This window comes from Mycobacterium sp. (assembly GCF_032162605.1).
GTDB lineage: Bacteria > Actinomycetota > Actinomycetes > Mycobacteriales > Mycobacteriaceae > Mycobacterium.
In genome coordinates this window covers 24482-44366 of the sequence record NZ_JAVROT010000377.1, presented here as the reverse complement: position 1 = coordinate 44366, position 19885 = coordinate 24482, and the positions used below count along the sequence as shown (strand labels likewise).

Annotated in this window: 18 protein-coding genes, 4 tRNA genes and 7 pseudogenes; 13 read left to right on the top strand and 16 right to left on the bottom strand. The window is 65.1% G+C overall.

From position 1 onward, the window contains the following. A partial coding sequence (locus tag QOI01_RS21285; RefSeq protein WP_526384426.1) for a site-specific integrase occupies window positions 1–402 on the top strand: 402 nt, incomplete at its 5' end. Between the two features lie 44 nt (window positions 403–446). On the opposite strand, the gene QOI01_RS21280 is transcribed toward QOI01_RS21285, so the two are convergent. From QOI01_RS21280 to QOI01_RS21270, 3 genes are all read right to left on the bottom strand, one after another. After that, window positions 447–520 (bottom strand) — tRNA-Phe (locus QOI01_RS21280). Window positions 521–551: 31 nt separating this feature from the next. Continuing rightward, window positions 552–628 (bottom strand) — tRNA-Asp (locus QOI01_RS21275). 40 nt (window positions 629–668) lie between these two features. Then, window positions 669–741 (bottom strand) — tRNA-Glu (locus QOI01_RS21270). A 148-nt stretch (window positions 742–889) separates the two neighbouring features. On the opposite strand from QOI01_RS21270, the gene QOI01_RS21265 reads away from it, so the two are divergent. Together QOI01_RS21265 and QOI01_RS21260 are read left to right on the top strand one after the other, a co-directional pair. After that, window positions 890–965, top strand: a tRNA-Lys gene (locus QOI01_RS21265). Window positions 966–2470: 1505 nt separating this feature from the next. Beyond that, window positions 2471–3065: pseudogene (locus QOI01_RS21260) on the top strand (phytoene desaturase family protein); the annotation flags it as partial. Between the two features lie 260 nt (window positions 3066–3325). Here the strand turns inward: QOI01_RS21260 and QOI01_RS21255 are convergent. Both QOI01_RS21255 and QOI01_RS21250 read right to left on the bottom strand, forming a co-directional pair. After that, window positions 3326–3982 carry an IF2 family translation initiation factor gene (locus QOI01_RS21255; RefSeq protein WP_526384424.1) on the bottom strand — a complete coding sequence of 219 codons (657 nt, stop codon included), beginning with the start codon at window positions 3980–3982 and terminating at the stop codon, window positions 3326–3328. A gap of 30 nt (window positions 3983–4012) precedes the next feature. Further along, complete coding sequence (locus QOI01_RS21250) at window positions 4013–4585, bottom strand: CsbD family protein (protein WP_526384422.1); 573 nt, start codon at window positions 4583–4585, stop codon at window positions 4013–4015. Between the two features lie 417 nt (window positions 4586–5002). Between QOI01_RS21250 and nadE the strand changes: the two are divergent. After that, a pseudogene (gene nadE / locus QOI01_RS21245) lies at window positions 5003–5232 on the top strand (NAD(+) synthase); the annotation flags it as partial. A gap of 186 nt (window positions 5233–5418) precedes the next feature. Here nadE and QOI01_RS21240 read toward each other — a convergent pair. From QOI01_RS21240 to QOI01_RS21230, 3 genes are all read right to left on the bottom strand, one after another. Then, a complete protein-coding gene (locus QOI01_RS21240; protein ID WP_526384420.1) occupies window positions 5419–5805 on the bottom strand; it encodes a J domain-containing protein in 387 nt (128 codons plus the stop codon). Window positions 5806–6180: 375 nt separating this feature from the next. Next, complete coding sequence (locus QOI01_RS21235; RefSeq protein WP_526384418.1) at window positions 6181–6513, bottom strand: hypothetical protein; 333 nt, start codon at window positions 6511–6513, stop codon at window positions 6181–6183. Window positions 6514–6559: 46 nt separating this feature from the next. After that, a complete protein-coding gene (locus QOI01_RS21230) occupies window positions 6560–6982 on the bottom strand; it encodes an Hsp20/alpha crystallin family protein (RefSeq protein WP_526384416.1) in 423 nt (140 codons plus the stop codon). Window positions 6983–7079: 97 nt separating this feature from the next. On the opposite strand from QOI01_RS21230, the gene QOI01_RS21225 reads away from it, so the two are divergent. Further along, entirely contained in the window at window positions 7080–7463 is a 384-nt protein-coding gene (locus QOI01_RS21225; protein ID WP_526384414.1) for a MerR family transcriptional regulator, read from the top strand. A 544-nt stretch (window positions 7464–8007) separates the two neighbouring features. On the opposite strand, the gene QOI01_RS21220 is transcribed toward QOI01_RS21225, so the two are convergent. Continuing rightward, complete coding sequence (locus QOI01_RS21220; protein WP_526384412.1) at window positions 8008–8292, bottom strand: hypothetical protein; 285 nt, start codon at window positions 8290–8292, stop codon at window positions 8008–8010. 253 nt (window positions 8293–8545) lie between these two features. On the opposite strand from QOI01_RS21220, the gene QOI01_RS21215 reads away from it, so the two are divergent. After that, a complete protein-coding gene (locus QOI01_RS21215; protein WP_526384410.1) occupies window positions 8546–9232 on the top strand; it encodes an ANTAR domain-containing protein in 687 nt (228 codons plus the stop codon). Window positions 9233–9449: 217 nt separating this feature from the next. On the opposite strand, the gene QOI01_RS21210 is transcribed toward QOI01_RS21215, so the two are convergent. Continuing rightward, complete coding sequence (locus tag QOI01_RS21210) at window positions 9450–10130, bottom strand: HemK2/MTQ2 family protein methyltransferase (protein ID WP_526384408.1); 681 nt, start codon at window positions 10128–10130, stop codon at window positions 9450–9452. A 466-nt stretch (window positions 10131–10596) separates the two neighbouring features. Between QOI01_RS21210 and QOI01_RS21205 the strand changes: the two genes are divergently transcribed. Continuing rightward, on the top strand, window positions 10597–11823 hold the full coding sequence (locus QOI01_RS21205; RefSeq protein ID WP_526384406.1) for an MFS transporter: 1227 nt from the start codon (window positions 10597–10599) through the stop codon (window positions 11821–11823). Between the two features lie 381 nt (window positions 11824–12204). Here the strand turns inward: QOI01_RS21205 and QOI01_RS21200 are convergent, their stop codons facing one another. Beyond that, window positions 12205–12783 carry a dihydrofolate reductase family protein gene (locus QOI01_RS21200; RefSeq protein WP_526384404.1) on the bottom strand — a complete coding sequence of 193 codons (579 nt, stop codon included), beginning with the start codon at window positions 12781–12783 and terminating at the stop codon, window positions 12205–12207. Window positions 12784–12953: 170 nt separating this feature from the next. On the opposite strand from QOI01_RS21200, the pseudogene QOI01_RS21195 reads away from it, so the two are divergent. After that, window positions 12954–13232: pseudogene (locus QOI01_RS21195) on the top strand (helix-turn-helix domain-containing protein); the annotation flags it as partial. A 576-nt stretch (window positions 13233–13808) separates the two neighbouring features. Here the strand turns inward: QOI01_RS21195 and QOI01_RS21190 are convergent. After that, the gene (locus tag QOI01_RS21190; RefSeq protein WP_526384402.1) at window positions 13809–14282 is read right to left on the bottom strand and encodes an FHA domain-containing protein; all 474 of its coding nucleotides are present in this window, start codon (window positions 14280–14282) and stop codon (window positions 13809–13811) included. 149 nt (window positions 14283–14431) lie between these two features. Here QOI01_RS21190 and QOI01_RS21185 point away from each other — a divergent pair, with 149 nt between their 5' ends. Beyond that, the gene (locus QOI01_RS21185) at window positions 14432–14734 is read left to right on the top strand and encodes a hypothetical protein (protein ID WP_526384401.1); all 303 of its coding nucleotides are present in this window, start codon (window positions 14432–14434) and stop codon (window positions 14732–14734) included. Here QOI01_RS21185 and QOI01_RS21180 read toward each other — a convergent pair. Beyond that, a pseudogene (locus QOI01_RS21180) lies at window positions 14711–15090 on the bottom strand (DUF488 domain-containing protein). The gene QOI01_RS21185 and the pseudogene QOI01_RS21180 overlap by 24 nt on opposite strands. 70 nt (window positions 15091–15160) lie before the next feature. Continuing rightward, window positions 15161–15321, bottom strand: a pseudogene (locus tag QOI01_RS21175) (group III truncated hemoglobin); the annotation flags it as partial. A 222-nt stretch (window positions 15322–15543) separates the two neighbouring features. On the opposite strand from QOI01_RS21175, the gene QOI01_RS21170 reads away from it, so the two are divergent. The 4 genes and pseudogenes from QOI01_RS21170 (at window position 15544) to QOI01_RS21155 (ending at window position 17613) form a co-directional block, all read left to right on the top strand. After that, window positions 15544–16443: a slipin family protein gene (locus tag QOI01_RS21170; RefSeq protein WP_526384399.1), complete on the top strand. Its 900-nt coding sequence runs from the start codon at window positions 15544–15546 to the stop codon at window positions 16441–16443. 68 nt (window positions 16444–16511) lie between these two features. Then, a pseudogene (locus QOI01_RS21165) lies at window positions 16512–16713 on the top strand (PucR family transcriptional regulator); the annotation flags it as partial. A 59-nt stretch (window positions 16714–16772) separates the two neighbouring features. Next, window positions 16773–16910 (top strand): annotated as a pseudogene (locus QOI01_RS21160) (GreA/GreB family elongation factor); the annotation flags it as partial. A gap of 184 nt (window positions 16911–17094) precedes the next feature. Then, a complete protein-coding gene (locus QOI01_RS21155) occupies window positions 17095–17613 on the top strand; it encodes a hypothetical protein (protein ID WP_526384397.1) in 519 nt (172 codons plus the stop codon). 9 nt (window positions 17614–17622) lie between these two features. Here the strand turns inward: QOI01_RS21155 and QOI01_RS21150 are convergent, their stop codons facing one another. Then, window positions 17623–18792, bottom strand: a complete 1170-nt coding sequence (locus QOI01_RS21150; protein ID WP_526384395.1) for a serine/threonine-protein kinase — start codon at window positions 18790–18792, stop codon at window positions 17623–17625. A 21-nt stretch (window positions 18793–18813) separates the two neighbouring features. Continuing rightward, the gene (locus tag QOI01_RS21145) at window positions 18814–19857 is read right to left on the bottom strand and encodes an oxygenase MpaB family protein (RefSeq protein ID WP_526384393.1); all 1044 of its coding nucleotides are present in this window, start codon (window positions 19855–19857) and stop codon (window positions 18814–18816) included. Between the last annotated feature and the right edge of the window lie 28 nt (window positions 19858–19885).

The window sequence follows — 19885 nt, the reverse complement described above, 5'->3', positions numbered from 1 at the left end:
CTTGTCCGGCAGGACACGACCAAGGGCGGGGCGGAACGATCGGTTCCGCTCCCCCAGTTCGCAGTGGACGCGCTGCACCGTCGCAAGGGTGAAGCGCCGCGGCCGAACACGGCCGGTGTGATCTTCCCGTCATCGGCGGGCACGCTGCGGGACCCGGACAACTTCGGCAAGCAGTGGCGCGAAGTCCGTGAATCGCTCGGGTTGCCCGACGTGTCTTCGCACAGCTTCCGCAAGACTGTGGCCACGCTCATCGACGACAGCGGGTTGTCGGCGCGGATCGGGGCCGACCAGCTCGGCCACGCGCGTCCGTCGATGACTCAGGATGTCTACATGAGCCGAGGACAGGTGCATGGCGAGGTGGCCGATGTTCTGGACCGGGCCGCCGGTATAAGCGCCGAATAAACGTCGAGTGACGGTCAATATCAAGGCGAAAATAGCCTCTGACGTGGCCAGGGCCGGGATCGAACCGGCGACCTTCCGCTTTTCAGGCGGACGCTCGTACCAACTGAGCTACCTGGCCGGGACGGCACGGATTACCTTGCGTCGCCGTTTGGCGACCCTGACGGGACTCGAACCCGCGACCTCCGCCGTGACAGGGCGGCGCGCTAACCAACTGCGCCACAGGGCCTTACTTTTACTGCTACTCCGACGTTACCGTCATTGCGTCGTACCCCCAACGGGATTCGAACCCGTGCTACCGCCGTGAAAGGGCGGCGTCCTAGGCCGCTAAACGATGGGGGCCAAAGCCGAATCTCTTCGGGGTACTCGCAACGCCAGCGCATTGGGAGCTTCGATAGCTTAGGTTACCGACCCCCAATTCCTCAAACGCGAACTGGGGGCCGCTCCGCGCACAGCAGCCGCCGGGGCGGCAAGTATCGTGATTCTCCACGCCCCTATAGCTCAGTTGGTAGAGCTACGGACTTTTAATCCGCAGGTCCCAGGTTCGAGCCCTGGTGGGGGCACCAAAAAGACCAGGTCAGAGCGTTTTATGCCGATGCGGCTCCTCGCATTGGATAAGTCCAGTCCGCAGGCGGTCCGCAGGAGCCTAGATTGGGCCATGCCAAAGCGCAGTTCACGGGCAGAAGTCGAAGACCGCTGGCACCGCACGCCAGGCCGTGACGAGGCCGTGCCGCACCCGTCGGACAGTGCTGATACCGCCCACTGGTGCATGGACAGCAAGCACTGTTCCCCGGGCACTCAGGTCACGACCCGTGCGCCATGGTCAGGGCTGGCCGTGGCTTGCACGGTGAGTTGATCACAACGGGAACGAGCGATCCAAAGCGTTCGACCGCAAGGGTGAGGCACAAGCTCACGTAACCAATGTGACGACGGCGCTGAGCACGGGCACCTATACCGATCACAAGAAGGGGGCTCGCCCTTCCTCAGCGTTGCCGAGCCATGGTTCGACTCCAAGAGCGGCCTCAAAGAGAAGACACGCGCCGGATACAGATCACTGCTCGACGTACTGGCTACTCCCCCGCTGGGGTGAGATAGCAGTGCGAGACATCACTCACGCCGACGTCCAGGCGTGGGTGCATACGCTGGCCACCGATCCGGGAGTGCGTCAAAGGAAGTCGTCCCGGCCGGACCGCGCGGATAGGGGCCTGTCCGCCGCGCGGGTGGTGCAGGCTTACCAAGTCGTGGACCAGGTACTTCGTTACGCCGTTCGATCGCGCTTCATTGCCACCAATCCCGCCGACGATGTACAACTACCCCAGAAGCGGTAAAGACCATCGCGCCAAACTTTTGCGGACCCGGCTGTTGATGCATCGTGAACGGTTCGCCGATGTGACGCGTTTCGAGCTGGCTCGCTGGGGTAACCGGATGTGAGCAGCGTCACACACCCGGGTGCGGCCAAAGGAGATCGATATGAACAGTAACGATGAAAACAGCGGCGCACCTCACACAGGGTCTGGCGGTGCCAACCGCCCAGCCGGGACCGTCGATGAGGACGCCAATCCACCCCTCAGCGATCCAGACGACGACACCGTCTACGGCGGCTCAGGACCCCTTCCGCCCCAGGACACCGGATCCGCCATACCGCCCTACGAAGGTCGACAAACCAGCGGCAAAATCAGCGGTCAGACCGACGACCCAGGCACAGGTGGAGCGACGCAACCAGAGGAGGATGCCGACTATAGGTCTCAGAAACCAGCGGACACCCCCGGCGGGGCGACGGCGTCGCCAGCCGACGAGCAGCCCGCTTCGCAGGCTCCCGAGACTCAGGGTCATGACGAAGGGGCTGATGCACCGGCCCACGTAACTGGCGTCCGGCGCGGCGAAGACAAGCCGTGATCCGACAAGAAACCGCTATGGACATGCGCATCAGATCCGTATTGGTGCAGCAAAATTTGCGCGATTCAGCCGGTTAACCCGTGCCACCGCATCGCAGACTGACGCGTGCACCCCGGCCTCGCACCCACGTAGGGAAACATTTTGTCGCGCCGGATGAGTCGGGGGATCGACAGGACGTTCGTCGAGCTTGCGTGATGCCGGAACCGTCCATTTGGGGGCCGACCATCACGGGCTCCTCCGGTGGCTCGCGGACCTGAACACCGCCGCCGTGCCCGAGGAGCCGTTCATCCTCTTCGGGCAGATGACCGCGGCCGACCCCAGCGTTCGCCGGCCGGCACCGAAAGTGCCTGGGCCTACAAACATCTTCCCCGTGACATCATCGACGACGAGTGCGCCGACCAGCTGGCGGCAACTGTCGACCGGGTGCTCGAGGAGCGTGCGCCCGGCTTCGGGGCCCACGTCGTTGGAAGGACGGTGCAACGGCCGTCGGATCTGGACGCCAACAACGCGAACCTGTCCGGCGGCGCGATCAACGGTGGTACGGCCCAGCTGCAACAACGAGGTGATCTTCCGTCCCACACCAGGCTTTGGCCGCGCTGAAACCCCCGCTCGCCAACGTCTTCCTGGGCAGTGCCTCGGCCAGCCCCGGCGGCAGCGTGCACGGTATCTGCGGCGGCAACGCCGCGCAGGCGGCACTGAAATCCGACGGCTTGCGGGGATGGCCGCGCCGTCGGCTCAACCAAACGGTCATCTCGCTGCTGGTCAGATAACGCGTTGCCCGTTGCAGGCAACATCCACAACCGGTGACGGGTCGGTGTTCGTCACCGCGGAGGGTACAAGGACCGCAGAGACGGAGATCGCTTCCCGTGGAGTGCAGGTCACGATCGAGCAGGCCCGCCATCACTCCGGACGATCTGTGGGTCTGAGACATGGCGAACCACCTCTGGTCCTCACGGACGTTCACCGCGCTCGGCACTGTGCCGACGCGGTGAATCGAACCGTCACTCAACCGCGGGTCACGAATCTGCTGTCAGGACTTGCTGGCCCGCGCAGATTGCCGTTTCCGCTTCTCCGCGTCTGCCAATTCCGCCACGCGGTCCGCCTGCGCACGCTTGCTTGCAGCGTCGCGGCGCTTGGCCTTCGCATCCTTGAGCTTGGACTCAGCCGTCGCACGGGTCTTTGCCTCGGCCGCCCGAATTCTTGTCTGTTCTTCGCGCTTGGTCTCCTCGGCCGTCTTCTTGCGCCGGGCAGCCACGTCGTCGGCCTGCTGCTTTGCCGCGGAGGTGCGTTTTACGGCTGCCTCGGTGGCAGCGCGCTTGCGCTCGTCGGCTGCGGTGCGTGCTTCGTCGACCGCGCGCTCCTTCGCTGCCCGTGCCTCGTTCTGGTCCTCGATTGCTTCGTCACGCGCCGCCTGCAGTTCGGCGTCAGCCTGCTTCTGCTTTTGCGTAGCAATCGCTTCTAGCTGAGCGGCACGACCAAGCGCGTCGCTGCGGTCGGCGAGCGCGGCCCCACGCCTCTTCAGCCTCGGATCGCCGAGCGCACCGCCGACGGTCGCGTCCAGGACGCCGAGCGAGCGCTCGTATACTAGACGGGCAGGCGCCTCGGTCTCCATCCGCGCCACCACCCGCTCCTTGAGCAACTGCAGCGGGAACCGGACGAGCTGGTACTGAAAACGCAAGACTGCCAACGGAACTCTGGTGATCCTCCTTGCGAACTCCTATGTGATGTCGATGCTCAAGGCAGATCGGATTGGTTGGTCAAACTGTCGGCACGCTGCCGCATTCGGCCGCCGTCCGGGCACTTGCCGCCTCTTGTACTGAAGCGCCTGGTGATCGTCGACGGCATCGACGACGTCGCTCGCGGCGGCTCCCACGTCGACGCGCTCTTGGGCTTTTGCCCGCTCCACCTCGCGCTGAGCGTCGAGTTCAGCCTGAGCCTTCTCCTGGGTAGCGTCCCGTTGGCCAGCCTGCTCGGCCACGCGTTTCTGAGCGTCCAGTTGCGCTTGGACGGAGTTCTCCACTGCAGCGGTCTTCGCGCTCACCGCGATTCGGTTTGCAGTGCCTTCCAGCTTGGCTTCCGTGGCATCGGCGTGGGCTTGTGCGGTCTCCGCATCGGCAACGGCCTCGACACTGTTGGCTTCCTTGCGCTCCTGGGCCTGGGTCTGTTCGAGTTGGCCTTCGGCGGTCAGCGAGTCATTGCCCAACACAGCGCCGGCGACTTCCTTCGCCTTGCCCTTGATCGAATCGATCAAACCCTTGCGCGCCTGATCAGCCTTGTCGTACTCAGTCATCTGGTTCTTCTCCTGATAATAGGAACAACTTCACGATGAGTTGTCCCTGAGATGGTGTTGAGGTCCCCGGCGGCCGGGGCGGTCGGAGTGCGTATGCGTCGACTGCGCGAACGGCGACCCCAACGAATCTGGTAAGCGCCGGGGCTGGACGCGACTTGAATGAACACGAAGGTTCCGGGGGTGAGAATGCTCGGTCCTGGCGATTCGAAACCTGAGTTGCTTGTGTAGTGCGACACCTCTGCCTAAAGCTGGCCACACCAGTCGAGGCCGACGGGACCGCCGATTTCACCGAGGCCATTGAACCCAAGCTGCATGTGCGCACTCGGCCGCCGACCCGAAATTCTGTGCTCGCTATGTTGGACGTCGAGGGGGGCCCGCGCCACACGCAGTACCGATTCCCCGTTCGCAGCTGGGTCGGCGAGCGAGGACAACGTAAGGCCCTGTGTGCTGCAGGACTTCTCACTGTTTCAGGTCCTGCGCTTCGGGTTCCCACCGTCGAAGGTCGCGTTCCTGGCATGGCACGCCTAGCACGATGCCGAGCACGGTGACTGGCCCAGCGGCTATCCGCTGAACGAGCGGCCGTCCTACTCGCTGAGCGAGATTCGGCACTGGCTGCAGGTGTTGCGCAGTGCTTTTACTCGTTCTCCAGCTCGCCAATTACGCCGGCGTGAACTTCGCGCAGTCGGTTGCACCGGTGGCGACGAGGGGTTCGGTGTGGGCATCTTGACGGAGTTGCTTGATCATGGCGGCGAACCGCATCACCTTGCCCGGTTATCGCTGTGTTCGACGATCGGGGACTGATGGCGGGTCTATGTCGTCGTCGGCGCCGGTTCTCATCGGCCGTCCACTGATTTCCTGTGTCGGCGAACGGGTCCTGCCCATAACGGTGGGCGCTGCGCGGGAGGTGTTTGAGCGTGTTCGTCGCGCCGGATGACCGGGATCTGCACTCCCCGTGAGGATGTGGGGGTGCATGTGGACGGCGCGGGCGCATCTGATGCGCGAGATAGCGTGGTGGAGGTGACGTCGGGGTGGCGCAGCTGGGCGTAGGCGGCCAAGACGTCGCGGAGTTGGGCGTCGGCGACCGTTGTGGTCTGTGCGGCGGTGATGCGGGCGTCTGGGTGCAGCGCGCGCACCTGCTTACGGTAGGCGTGGGTGATTTGGGTATGGCTGGCCTCCGGTGACACACCCAACACTGTGTACGGGTCGGGATTCTGTTGCACCATGCTCTCCCTCAGTGACGATCCAGGGCGGTGACTCCCGGCGGCGAAGGTGAACCGGGAGCCACCGGGGCGGGACGGTTCCCTCTGCTTGCCGCCAGATGTAGGCCGTCCGGGGGCGGACGAATGGGTTGGACGTGCGCACTCATCGGTTGATACCCAGTGGCCGTGCAGGAGCACGCCAGGGGTGGCCCGTGACTGGGTCAGGGCCACCCCTGCCGGGCAACGACGCCGCGCGGCCCACGTTCAGGGGTTGCCACTACTGGTGGCGGTGCGCGCGCAGGTCACTTGGACGCTGCATCCGACGCGGTCACCCATTCACAGATGTCGTGGGCGGCGCGGGCGCCGATTGCGTGCTCGCGGCAATCGCTCAGGGCATCACCTCCGTTGCTGTCCAATGCTGTTCGACGAAATAGCGGCTGCGCACGCCGGGGGCGCACGCTGCGTGGCCCACACCAGACGCCCGGGGAAGCGCCGCGCGCGCCACCGCCTCGTTCCACTCGGTCGGGCCGCAGTTTGCCGCCCGCGCACGGTGGTGGTGGTGCGGGCCTGCGGCGGTTGGAGCCGAGGTGTTGCCACCTCGGCGAGGAGTCCGCCGAGCTCCCCGTCCCACCAGTGCTCGTCGCGATGTAGTCGTATCCATTCGGCCTCCACGATCGCCTCCGCCGCACCGAGCAGCACCGGATCGTCTCGTTGTGTGTCGGTATTCAACTCATTCACCCCCTTCCCGGATGTCTTGGCACGGCCGATCATCGGGTCAGGCGTTGATCGCCGCCTTCTCCTCACTACTGGCGATCTTGATGCGCCGCGGCTTGGCCTTCTCGGCGACTGGAATCGTCAATCGCAACACCCCGTCGTGGTAGCTCGCCTGGATCTCGTCGGCGTCGAGGGTGTCACCCAGGAACAGCTGGCGGCTGAACACCCCCCGCGGGCGCTCCGCGGACACCATTTCCCGCTCGCGATCCAGCCCGCGACGTTCGGCGCGCACGGTGAGCACATTGCGCTCCACGTCCAGACCCAGAGAATCACCGTCGATGCCCGGCAGGTCCAACTCAACAATAAATTGATCACCTTCGCGCCAGGCGTCCATCGGCATCACTGCCGGCCGCGCCGCGGTGCCCAACACCTGCTGGGTCCAGCGGTCGAGATCACGGAACGGATCGGTACGCATCAACATCATCTCCACCTCCTGTGACTGAGTTACCAGATCTATGTGATCTGACACAGATTTTTATATATCACCGGTGATAGTTTGTGCAAGGACCAATTTCGACGAGATGGGACGAGATGGAAGACCCCCGTTGAGCGACGACGGCGCGACGCCCCTATCCGCCCGAGGTGTGTACGGCATCTCGGTGACTTCCGAGATGTCTGGGCTCGATCCGCAGTCCCTACGGCTCTACGAGCGGCGCGGACTGCTCACCCCGGCCCGCACCAACGGCGGGACCCGCCGCTACAGCGAGGATGATTTGACCCGCCTGGCCCGGATCACCGACCTCATCGCCGACGGCGTCAACCTCACCGGTATCGCTCGCATCCTGGAGCTCGAACACCGCAACACCCAACTCGAATCCGACAACGCCCGACTCCTGTCCGGCCACATTCCGTCCACGCGGGCCGCGCGGCCCGGCCGCACCAACCCCGAGCGGGGAGCATCGTGACGGAGGCCGACGATGCCCCGCTCACGAGATTCAAGCCCGAAACGTCGGGCTGTGGGTGCCCGGAAGCCTTGCCGCCGTGGCGGTGATGGTGTGGCAGCCTGTGGAGCCATGAGTTAGGCACACGGTCTGTGATTCCGAGTCCGGAGCAGTCGCGACCGCGGACGACGCTGCCCCACGGCCGGTTGGTGCGGCATGGAGTTCGATGCTCCCGACGATGCCACATCGACTAAGCAGCGGTCGCATCGACCGGTGGCCTGCCGGGACCAACATCGCGCAGACGTTTGGCTTCACGATGAAGCAGGGCCAGCGCCCGAGGCCGAAGGCCCGCGCCGAGAGCCTGGTAGCCAACCCCGATGGCCAAGACTCACCAGCGTGCAGCATCCCATGCTGGCATGTAGCGGCTGTACTCCTTGAAGATGTCGTGAACGTTGCCGACGAGGCGAGACCGCGGCACGCGCCACCCAGTGCCGACGATTACAGGCCGATTGCAGGCCGATTGATCGATACCAGCTGACCAAGAATTGCTCATGCGTTGCCCACGGGCTTAGCAGCGGGTACGCGATCGATCGACGATGACGAAAACCGTTGTCGGATCGGAAGTGTCGGACCCGGGGTCGCTGGCGCGCGGCCCGGAGATCGGCACCGACGCCCCTAGTGCGCTCACCGCCCAGCTCAGAAGCTGCGTCGGGGACGTGTAGAACTCCCGCGCGATCCGGTTGCGCGACGATTCGCTGGAACCCACCGAGCCGAACAACTGTCGCACAGATGAGCCCAGCTCGCGGCCTCGCGTTTCCACCCCGGTGCCGAAGTCCCGGATCGCGGTTGTCATCTCCGAACTGATGGCTGTCGAGATCGAGACCATGGCGTTCCTTCCTTCGCCGCTATCCGACTCGGCCCTGACGTTTATGCCCCGCCGCTCACCGCTGCAAACAACCTGCTAACTATTGTTAGCGGTGTCACGTGCAGCCACCGGCTGCAGCACCGCACAGGCCTGCAGGGCCCCTACTTCTCCGATATCGGCGGTCTGGCCGTGGGGCCAGGCCCGCGTTTGGGGACCGCTGCGCACGGGGAACTATGTACGCGTGACGAGCCTGGCCAACCGTGATCTAGCCATCCGCATGGCGGACATGGCGAGAACACTTGCGCGTGAGCGCACGCTCGATGCGGTGCTCGCCGAAGTGACGGCTGCTGCCGTCGAACTCATCCCCGGCGTCGACACCGCAGGCATTCTGCTGGTAAAGCCCCGTGGCAGCTTCGAGTCGCTCGCGGCTACCTCCGAGCTACCCCATCAACTCGACATCCTTCAGATGACCTTCGACGAAGGCCCATGCGTGCAGGCCGCCGTGGCGGACACCATCGTGCGCACCGACGACTTTCGTACAGAAACGCGGTGGCCTCAGTACTCGCCCGCCGTCGTAGACATTGGCGTGCTCAGCGGAATGTCCTTCAAGCTCTACACCGGCGATCGGACCGCCGGTGCGCTCAACTTGTTCGGTTTCCAGCCGCGGCAATGGGAAGCCGATGACGAATCCGTCGGCAGCGTGCTGGCGGCCCACGCCGCGGCCGCGATCATCGCCACCCAACAGGAACAGCAGCTGCAAGCCGCATTGATGACCCGCGACCACATCGGCCAGGCGAAGGGCATCATCATGGAGCGGTTCGGCGTCGACGGCCTGCGCGCGTTTGAGATGCTGCGGCAATTGAGCCAAGAAGAAAACATCAAACTGGTCGAACTCGCCGGCCGTGTCATCCACACCCGCCACGGCTGACCGCAACGCCTAGAGATGACCCCGTGCGAAATCGCCGGGCGAGTTCTGGTGCCGCTCGCAACCGAAGCCTCGGAGCCGGGCCGAACAGTTGAGACGTTTGATAGCCGAATATCAGCGCTCGGACTCCACCGCCGCACCGTCCGACATTTCGATGCGCCCAGACCCTGCACCACGGGGCCCGACGGGGTGATCCGAACCGTCCGTGGCTTTCGGTCGCTCACCACCGGTCCCCCCGCACCACAGCCAGACGTTCCTGGCGCAGGCCCGTTTCGAGCAGGCCGACGTGCTCCAGCCAGTGTGCCCGCGCAGTTAGGACCGGACCGAATGGGATCCACTGCTCGGCAACGACATCCGCGCGCAGGTCGCCAGCACGAAGCCCCTCGACCGTGCGATCGACGTCGGCGAACTCGGAGTGCACGATCAGGATGGTGCCACCCTTGGCCAGCAGCTCCGGGGCGCGCTCACACAACGGGTCGAGCACCTGACGCCCATCGCGCCCGGCATTCCACGCGGCGTCCGGTCCGGCGTCGGCCGGTATCGGCTCTTCGTCGGCGTCCTCGGCGTAGGGCACGTAGGGCGGGTTGCAAGTCACCACGTCAAACGACCTGAATTCGGCGGCCCGCGCCCAGGATCCGCGATGCACCGAGACGTCGAGTCCGGCCGCTGACGCATTGGCCCTCGCGCAGGTGACCGCACGTGACCTCGTCTCAAAGGCGGCCACCGACGCCGCCCCTTGGGCTGCGGCGGCCAATGCGACCACGCCGCTTCCCGTGCACAGATCGGCGACCCGGCTGCCGGCAGCGCGGCCCGTGGCACGCAGCGCGTCGATGAGCAGCGCCGAGTCTTCTTGAGGCGCGTACACGCCGTGGGGGACGCGAATCGGAGCCAGTCGACGCATTCATCGCCGTCGAGGACGGTCGGCTCCATGTCGAATCCATGATCGCGGGCGAAGTCGGAGGCGCTGCCGGCTTCCAGCGTGATCACCCCAGACGACCTATGCAGCAGCACGATTGCCATCGTTTGACCCTAACGACGGCAATGGTTGCAAACAATGGATGGGCGAGCGTCAACCTCAGCCCTAGCGGCCCAGAGTGATTGGAAGACAACGTGAACCGATGCCGCCTCCCAGTGGTCCTTGATGAGTCTGGGTGCGGCCGACGGCGGCGACGACGTCAGCTTCGCTCATCGCGCGGGCGAGATGGGTGTTTTGGAGCGGCAGTAGGTGACAGTGGCATCGCGGACCAGCAGCAGCATCCCGGCCGGTTTTCCGTCACCGGAGGCTTCCCTGGGCAGGCACTGGTTTTTCGGTGGGCCGTGATCGCTCGGCTACTGTCGATAGCAGACGTGCGTGAGGGAGTGAGTTGATGGGAGATGCTCTCGCCCCGGCCCCTCGCTCTTCGTTTGCTCGCTATTGGACGGCTGCCGCGATCAGTTCGTTTGGCTCGGCGGTTACCGCGGTCGCGATGCCAGTACTGGTAGTCCGACTACTCGGCGCGACACCGTTCGAGGTCGGTGTCGTGAACGCCGCGCAGTTCGTGCCGTATGCGCTGCTCGGACTCATCGCCGGCGTGTACACCGATCGGTGGCGTCGCAAACCCATCCTCGTTTGGGCGAGCGTCGGGCGCGCGCTGTCCCTGAGTGCAGTTCCGATCCTGTGGCTCATGGGGGTACTGCAGATCTGGATGCTGGCTATCGCGCTGGTGTTCTTCGGCGCGTTTTCCGTTTTCGGGTTCGCCGCGACCCAATCGCTGCTTCCTCGCCTGGTGCCCCGAGCGCGACTGGTGTCGGCCAATGCGCGCCTCGATCAAACAGACGCCGCCGCACAGACTCTCGGGCCAGCAATCGGCGGCGGACTCGTCGGGCTGCTGGGAGCCCCCGTAGCGATTGCCCTCGACGCGATCAGCTACCTCGTCGATGCAGCACTCAACGCGGGCATCCGCGTTGACGAGCCCCGACCCGACTCCCCCGCTCGCAATTTTCGCGACGAGATGCGCGACGGCCTGCAGTGGACGTATCGCCATCGCACGCTCGGCCCATTGGCGGCGTCGACGCACGTCTGGTTCCTCGCCAACGGCGCTGCGATGACGGTCCTTTCCCTTCTTGCGTTGCGATCGCTCGGGTTCACTGCCTACGCATTCGGGATGCTGTTGACGGTCTTCGGCATCACCAGCCTGATCGGTGCGTCGATCGCACCCCGGTGTGGTTATCGGATCGGATCTGGCCGGGTGATCATCCTCGCGCGCATGGCGTACTCGTTCACATGGCTTCTCGTGGCCATCGCCCCTCCAACCGGCGTCGGCGATGCTCTGCTGTTCGTCGCACTGGCCCTGCAGGGACTCGCCGCCGGCATGGAGAACTCGAACGAGATGGGCTACTGGCAGGCGCTCACGCCGGACGATCTTCTCGGCCGAGTGAACGCCACCAGGCGCTCGATCAATCGAACGACGGCCGCACTCGGAGCTCTCATTGCCGGCCTCCTCGTCGGGCTGATCGGTGATCGCGCCACGCTCATCGACGTGATCACCGCCTTTGCGGTCGCCGCGCTCACCGCAGCCCTATCGCCGCTACGCAAAGCGCCCAACAGAAATTGACCCCGCCCGTTTGGTACCGGACGTTCCGCGACTGACTGACAACCGGTCAGCCGGTCCCTCACCGCGCACCGTCGGTAGCGGCCTCGAACCCTGAGCCGGTGGCGGCTCGGGCTCGCACGGCCCACTCATGGTCGTTTGCGCGTGGCCTCATGTGACTGCACCGGTGATTGCTTGCGATGTCGGTCATGGTGGTGACCGTGAGTCCGTGCGCAGAGGTGACATCGCCTCGGGCCCGGACCTGATGGTGTGCCGTCACCCGAACGTTCTACGGACAGTCGGGTTCGTCTGCGAGGGGTGAGGAACGGCTGCATGGCAGGTAGCGAAACCCAAACGTTTTACCCTCCACCGTCACCTCCTCGATCGACGGCACGCTGGACGGACTCAGACATGCGGGGTGGGCCGGTAGATGAGCTCCTGGATGTTGCCGTCGAGCGTCCGGCTCTCGATCAGCTCGAGGTCGAAGTCGGCCGCACCCCGGAAGATCGGGTCATCACCGGTCCGACCGGTGATCACGGGGAAGAGCGTCACCTGGACGCGGTCAACCAAGCTGGCGGCCATCAGTGCCCGGTTCATCGACAGGCTGCCGTGCGAGCGCAACGGCACCTCGGACTCCTCCTTGAGGCGGGCAACGACGTCGACGGCGTCACCGCTCACGACGGTCGCGTCCGGCCAGTCGAGTGGTCCATCCAGGGTGGTCGACACCACCGTCGCCGGCAGGCTCCTCATCCGGGTGACCCATGGGTCACGAACCGACTCATCGGTGCCCGAGGCCAGCATCTGCGCGAACGCCCGATAGGTGTTGGACCCGAATACCATTCGCTGCTCCGCCTCGTATAAGGCGAGGCGGTGGTCGAGCAGTTCGGGGCCTTGCTTGCCCCAGTATCCGCCCCAGTCGCCGTCGCTGACGCCCCCATAGCCGTCGAGGCTGGAAAAGACGTCGAAGGTGTAAGTGGCGGTCATGATGCTCTCCTCGAGAATGCGGTTGATCCGGTGCATGAATACAGACGGCAAACCACGGCGAAACTCATCGCCGTTCGACTCCTGGACACTTCCTCCAGCAGAACCACCCCCGGGCTCTTGCACGTGACGCGGAGTCACACGCGATCGTGGGCATTATGTGCCGGGGCCCCTTACGTGAAGGAATCGACACGGCCACCCCGACAGGACGTGCGGTGGCTGCGATCATGGCCACCCTCGCCGAGCTGGAACTCGAACTAGGCCGTGAGCGTCGCGCCGTCTCCCGCGAATCGCGCCGCAGCCGAAGTCTGCCGGCCACCAAGCCGACCAAACTCAATGCCCAACGGCAAGAACAGCTTCGGCGGCTGGCCGCGACCGGCGAACCCGTTCGCGAGTTCTCCGCAGCATTCGGAATTGGCCGCGCCACCGCCTACCGCTACTTATCTCGGTAAGGACTCGCACCGCAGGAGTCGCAGATGCTGGGAATCCGGTCGACGGGTCCTCCCCTGCATTCCGCGCAGACCGGCAGCCGGCACTCCACGCACGCCATCGAAGGACCATCCCCCGCGTCGGGACTCCTATCGCCGTGGCAGGTAGCCGTTGCGCAACGTGGATTGATCGAGGTGATCTTGCGGCAACCTCCGCTCCGACATATCAGGACCATCAGATCCTCGCAGCGCCCGTGTGAAGCGTGTATCGCCGTCGCACGCGCAGCGAGGTTCACCGGAGTATTTGGCGAACGCCACGAGTACGGCCACCGCTCTGGCGGCGTCCGCCGATGCTCGTCGCAGCTCTACATCTCGGTATTGATTAGTTCACACGGGGCGTCATTCTGACGGTAGCTACCGACGAGACAGCGACTGCTTCAAGGACGCCCGGGGCCTGTCCCGAAAGCCTTCGTGTACGGGACTCCTCGGGCTTACCGGCCGTCGGACCGGTGATTCAGATCCGTTTGGCTCGGTGAGCGCTGGTCATCGAGTGTCGTGCTAATCATGGCGGCTGCCCGGTCGCCCCGTTCCGGCCGTCAATTAGCGGCGGGTCCCCCCGGTCAGAAACACCAAGCGGAACTTGCCGAGCTGCACCTCGTCGCCGTCGGCCAGCGTCGCCGAGTCCACAGGCTCGCGGTTGACGTAAGTGCCGTTGAGGCTGCCGACGTCGACAACCTGGACGTCGTTGTTCTCCTTCACCTGGAATTCGGCGTGCCGGCGGCTGACGGTGACGTCGTCGAGGAAGATGTCGCTGTCCGGGTGGCGCCCGACTGAGGTGATGGCCTTGTCGAGAGCGAGCTGTGATCCGGCATTGGGGCCGCGTTTGACGACGAGCAGGGCGGCCGAGCCCGGTGGCGGGGTTTGCCCCGAAGCCGTAACCCATGTGTCGGGCTTTTCGACGAAATTGGCCCGGAAGACCGAGGTCATCTCCCCCGCGATGTCGTCCGAGGTCTGGTCGTGATCATTAGCGGTCACCCAACTGCTCCGTTCTGGGCCGCCGCGCCGCGCGCCCATCTCAGGATCATCCGCCACGTACTCACACACATACCCGGAACCGTCCGATTAGTGGTCTGACGGTGGACTGGTTCCGCCTTGTGCCGCGCCCTGGGTTCCTACGGTCCCGGCGACCAGACGGAGTGTTTTAGACATGTAAATCAACTCGCATGAAGTTCGAAGATGTAGAACTTTTTTGGCAATTCAGTCGGTCCTATTCGAGCAGCCCTAATGGCCGGATCGCCACCGTGATGGACCGCTGCAACGTATCCCGTCCTACTGCGGCCAGCTGGCTGAACACCCTCGCTGACAACGGCATGGCCCAGAACGTCAAGACCGGCCGCGATCGACTGTTCATCAACCGCGAGTTCCTGCAGCTTCTCGTCCGACGAGAACCTGCCGGGCGGGACGGCGCGGTGGGAAAGAAACTTGGCACGTTCTCAAAACATCTAGTCCGGGGAAGTGGGGCTTGACGCGATGAGATCGGCGAGCACCGCGGCCTCGCTGATGTCGGCTGCTCTGGTCGCGGTCAGCAACGTCAGCATCTGCCGCGCGGCCAAATGACGCAGATGGACTAGCAGAGCGGCGCGACCAGGTTCGATCAGCTCGACGCGATAGCGATCGGCGAACGCGTCGAACAACTTTGGATCGTGGCGGTACCACGTTTGGAGTTCGGCAGATGGGGCAATGTCCTTGCACCACTCATCGAGATGCGCGCGGGCTTTGCTCACCCGCGTGGCCAGATCCGATCCACCAGAACGCAGGTGCGGTCGCTCGGCGTCGGATCGTCGTAGATCCGGCGCACCTGGACATGGCGTCTTTCGATCATCAAAACCGCTACTAGCTCACGTGTTCGTCCGCCGTCGCCGCGGCCACCATCGGGGCACATGCGGCCTGATTCACGGTCGGACAAGGTCATCGAGTGCCAGCGAGTCGTTTCGCGTGAGCCGACGGTGCATCGCCCAGGCGATTGTTGCGGCCTGGATCTTGCGCGCTCGGCGATCGGGCCCCGATACATCTGGTCGACCGTGCTGTTCCACAATGCGAGCCAGCGCAGAAAGGTGAGCGGCGGTCAGTGCGTGACGGTCGTGGAGAGCCTGGTCAGCGGAGGTGTCCAGTGCTCAGTGAGCATGAACGCGACGCCGTGCGGTACTGCACAGGTCCCCGCAACTCGCGCACATCGCCACGCCCGGCTCGTGCAGCGCGACAATTGATCACATAAGCGGCCCGAGCCCGCCGACGACTACCGCCGACCGGCCCCCGGGCAGAAGTGGAGACAATGATGTCCATCCTGTACGCACTGAGTGCCCTGTTGGGTGTTGGTCTGCTGGGCCTGGGAACCACCTTCCGGGTCATCAAACAATTCGAACGCGGCGTCGTCTTCCGGTTCGGGCGCGTGCAAGACGCTGTGCGCGGGCCGGGTCTCACGTTGCTGATGCCGTTGGCTGATCGCCTCGAGAAGGTGAACATGCAGATCATCACGATGCCGGTGCCCGCCCAGGACGGCATCACCCGCGACAACGTCACCGTCCGGGTAGATGCCGTCATCTACTTCAATGTGTGCGACCCGCGGCGGGTCGCCGTCGACGTCGAGGACTACGTGTCAGCCATCGGCCAGGTCGCTCAGACGTCGCTGCGCTCGATCATCGGAAAGAGCGACCTCGACGACCTGCTCTCCAATCGGGAGGGCCTCAACCAGGGGCTGGAAATCATGATCGACAGCCCCGCGCTGAGCTGGGGTGTTCACATCGATCGCGTCGAGATCAAGGATGTGGTGCTGCCCGATTCAATGAAGCGGTCCATGTCACGCCAGGCCGAAGCCGAACGCGAGCGAAGGGCCCGGGTCATCACCGCCGACGGTGAACTTCAAGCATCCGAAAAGCTGGCCCAAGCCGCCGAGATCATGGCCGAACACCCGGCCGCCCTGCAACTGCGACTCCTGGAGACCGTCGTCGAGGTCGCCGCCGAGAAGAACTCCACCCTGGTACTGCCCTTCCCCGTCGAACTGCTGCGATTCTTGGAAAGGACGACACCCCCGGCAGCGCAGCAACGCGACAAGGCCCCTGCACCCGATGCCGGCTCGACGTCCAACGGCGACACGTTGATATTGCAACCACCAGTAATTCCCGACGACGCACGCGCCCTCGCGGCACACCTGGCAGACACCCAGCCAGACCGGTAACCGCGTCGCCCCTCTGCGACCGGCCGCTAGTTACGCTGGGTGGATCCGGTCGACACGAGGGGCGGCCCGTGGTCACGTTGGACCGTTTGGTGAACGTGCTGGGGGGCTATGGGGTCCGCCTGCGCTTCTGCGCAGTGCCGCGGTCCCACCGAACTGCACAGCGTGGTGATGCACGAGGACGCGCACGGCCGCGTGGTCGTCGGTGATGTGCTCCTGGCCATCGGTGCTCATTCGGCGGAAGACACGGTGCGGTGGGCGGTGGCCGCGCACGGTCGCCGTGCTGATCCGCGACGGCGAGGGCACCCCCTTCGTCGGTGAGGACGATCCGATGCGCGATCGCTGGCCCGCGCATCGGTGAGCAGCGCACCTACTCCATCCCCAGTGGCAAAGACCTGCCCGTGACGCTGCTCAACGCGGTGCCCTACGGCATTCACACCGCCGACCTGAGCCAATCCGCACCGCGCTGACATGCACCCCTTGCTCGGGTACGACGCGAGGAACGTCGTGGCCGCCGTCGTATGGGCACGTCCTTCTGTGCACTCAACGAGATTTAAAGCCCCCCGGTCCCGGTTTGGCTGGTGCCCAGTGGCCAGTTCGCGCTGTCGACGCCATAGGGCACCATAACGGCCGTATACGGTTTACCCTTCCGCCATGAGATCGGTCGTTGGGTTCCTGGCGCTGCTGCTGGTGACGATCGCGTGCTCGGCTTGCGTCTCCGCACACGGCGCATCCGGCTCGTCCGTCGTTCGCGTCGCGGCGACCCAGGGTTCGGATTCGAGTTCGGCGCAGACAGACGTGCCGGAGACCCTCGCGGCTGCCACGGCCGCCGCCCAGAAGAACATCGACAGCTTTACGTCGGGAGACTTCGCGGGCGTCTGGGAGGACATGGAGCAGGACGTCCGTGACCGGATCACTCAGGAAGACTTCGTGACGTTCTACGAGACCTGCAAGAAACCAGGACCCCCGATCAGCGTGACGGGGTTGCGCCTGGACTCCGGTGACCAGGCGATCGTGCTCATGAAGGTGCACGGCATCGAACGCTCGAGGACGATGGTCTACCAAGACGGCCACTGGAACATGCAGGCCACTGAGGACTTCGCGAAGCACCTCGGTGAACCGGTCCAGCAGATCATCGCCGAAGAGACGGCCGCCGAGCTCTGCACCCGTTGACGATGCCGCTCAGCCGTTCGCACCGTGCTTCGGCTTCTTCGGACCGCCGTTTCCGTGACCGTTGCCTGGCCGCTCCGGGATCGTCTCTGCGGTCGTCGGCGGATAAGGCGTCGCCGTCTGCGGCGGTGTCGACGGATCGATTGACGTGAGGCTTGGCGTCGACGTCGTCGGGGTGTCCCGGGTGGCCGGCCGCGAACCGGTCGACTCGACGACGGCGAGGACGAGTGCAAGCAGCACGGCCGCTGCGACGGCGAACGCGGCCCACGTCCTGCGACGCCGGCCGGGTAAAGGCGGTGGGGGCACCGCACCGGTCAACGGCGGCCCAGCCCCAGCCAGTGGAGACGCCAGCACGAGAGTCGGCGGTCGCCCCGAGTCAAGAGCGGTACGCATTGCCTCTGCGTGCGGGAAGCGATGTGCCGGGTTCGGCGCCATCGCGCGGTCGATGACGGCCGCCAGGGCGGGATCGACATCGGGTCTCACGGCCAGCAGAGGCGCCAGGTCGTGCTGCGCGATCGCGCGCATCAATGCCGCCGGTTCGGGCTGCGGGAACGGCATTCGCCCGGTCAGTGCCTCGTAGCCAATTGCCCCGACTGCGTACAGGTCATCGAGCGGGGTGGCGGGCTGACCGGCGATCCGTTGGGGGCTGAGATAGGCCATCGTGCCGACCACCTGTCCCATCTGGGTCAGATCGTTGCCGCCGCTCTTCGCCACGCCGAAGTCCGCGATCTTGGCCTCCCCGGCCGCCCCGAACACGACGTTGGCCGGCTTGATGTCGCGGTGCAGGATCCCGGCCGAATGTGCGGCGCCCAATCCGGCGAGCACGTCGGAGAGCACTCGATGCACCTGATCGGGCGCCAGCCGCCCGTGGGCGATCGCGTCGAGAAGTGACCGTCCAGGCAACCGCTCCATGATCAGGTACGGCGCACCGCCGTGTTGGGAGTCTTCACCGCTGTCGTGGACCACGACGATGTTCGGGTGGTTGAGCGCTGCAGCCGACCGTGCCTCGAATGCGATCCGATCCCGGAACTCCGGATTGGCGCTGAGTCCCGGGTGAAGCAGCTTGATCGCCACCGGCCGACCCAGCCGCAGGTCCCATCCGTCGTACACCGTGGCCATGCCGCCATGGCCCAGGACACCGCTGATCCGGTAGCGCCCACCGAGGAGTTCAGGGGCTGCCACCGGTCCCACGCTAGACGTACGTCAGACCTTCGGGCAGTAGTGCATCGGGTTGTCGCGCTCGTCGAGCGGCGGCAGGTTGCGCGCCGGAGTCTCCGGCAACAATGCATCGGCGGGAAGTCGGCCCGCCGCCCGGTCCCAACCCGCACGAGCGCGTGGATGCATGCGCCGGCGCTTGGGCAGCAGCGAGAACACCACGTGCACCAGCTGGCCGAGGCGACGGTGCAGCCACTCGTCGCGCCCAGACCACGTGTAGCCCATCAGTTCTCGAACCGACGGGTCATAGAGACCGACGGTGAACCAGACGAAGAAGGGCGCCACCGCCTTTCGCTGCGACCGCCACATCCAGTCCGGCATCTTCCCGGCCCACGGAGGCTTGGGCAGATCGGTCAGGTCCAGTACGGCGCGCGCCGCGTAGTTGTTCTCGAGCACGTTGGCGCACATGTGGTCCCAGTACGCCTGGAATTCTTCCCAGGTCTTGGGGACAGGGCGCATGCTCATGCCGTACATCCGGTACCACTCGACGTGCTCGTCGAAGAGTTGGCGCTTCTCCGCCTCGGTGAGGCCGCCGCACAGCCGTTCCGCCACGATCAGCGTCCCGACGAAGAACGTGGAGTGGGCCCAGTAGAAGACGTCCGGATTGAGTGCGTGATACCGGCGGCCTTGAGCGTCAACACCTTTGATGTCGGTGTGATATTCGCGGACCTCGGCGCCCGTGCGAGGGGCCCGGTCGGTGTCGAAGACGACGCCGCCGATCGGATACAGCGACCGGAGCAACCGCGGCCACCGTTCCCGAAAGAAGGTCGAATGCTCCTCCACCGCCGCACCAAGCTGAGGATGCATGTTCTGCATCGACCCCGCCCACGGCCCCTGCAGGAGTCCTCGCCAGTCGCCGAAGTACTTCCACGTCAGAGAATCGGGACCAAGCGGAAGCGGTGGAGCGTCATAACCGCCGGGCGACACGGGACAACCGGGATCGATCCCCCCGTCGCTACGCTCCTGCCCGCCGGAACCGACTGTCTCAGATCGGCTGGTCACCGGGCATGCCTCAGACGTATCTTGAGTCACTGATGACCTTCCCTAGGGATGGGCGAAT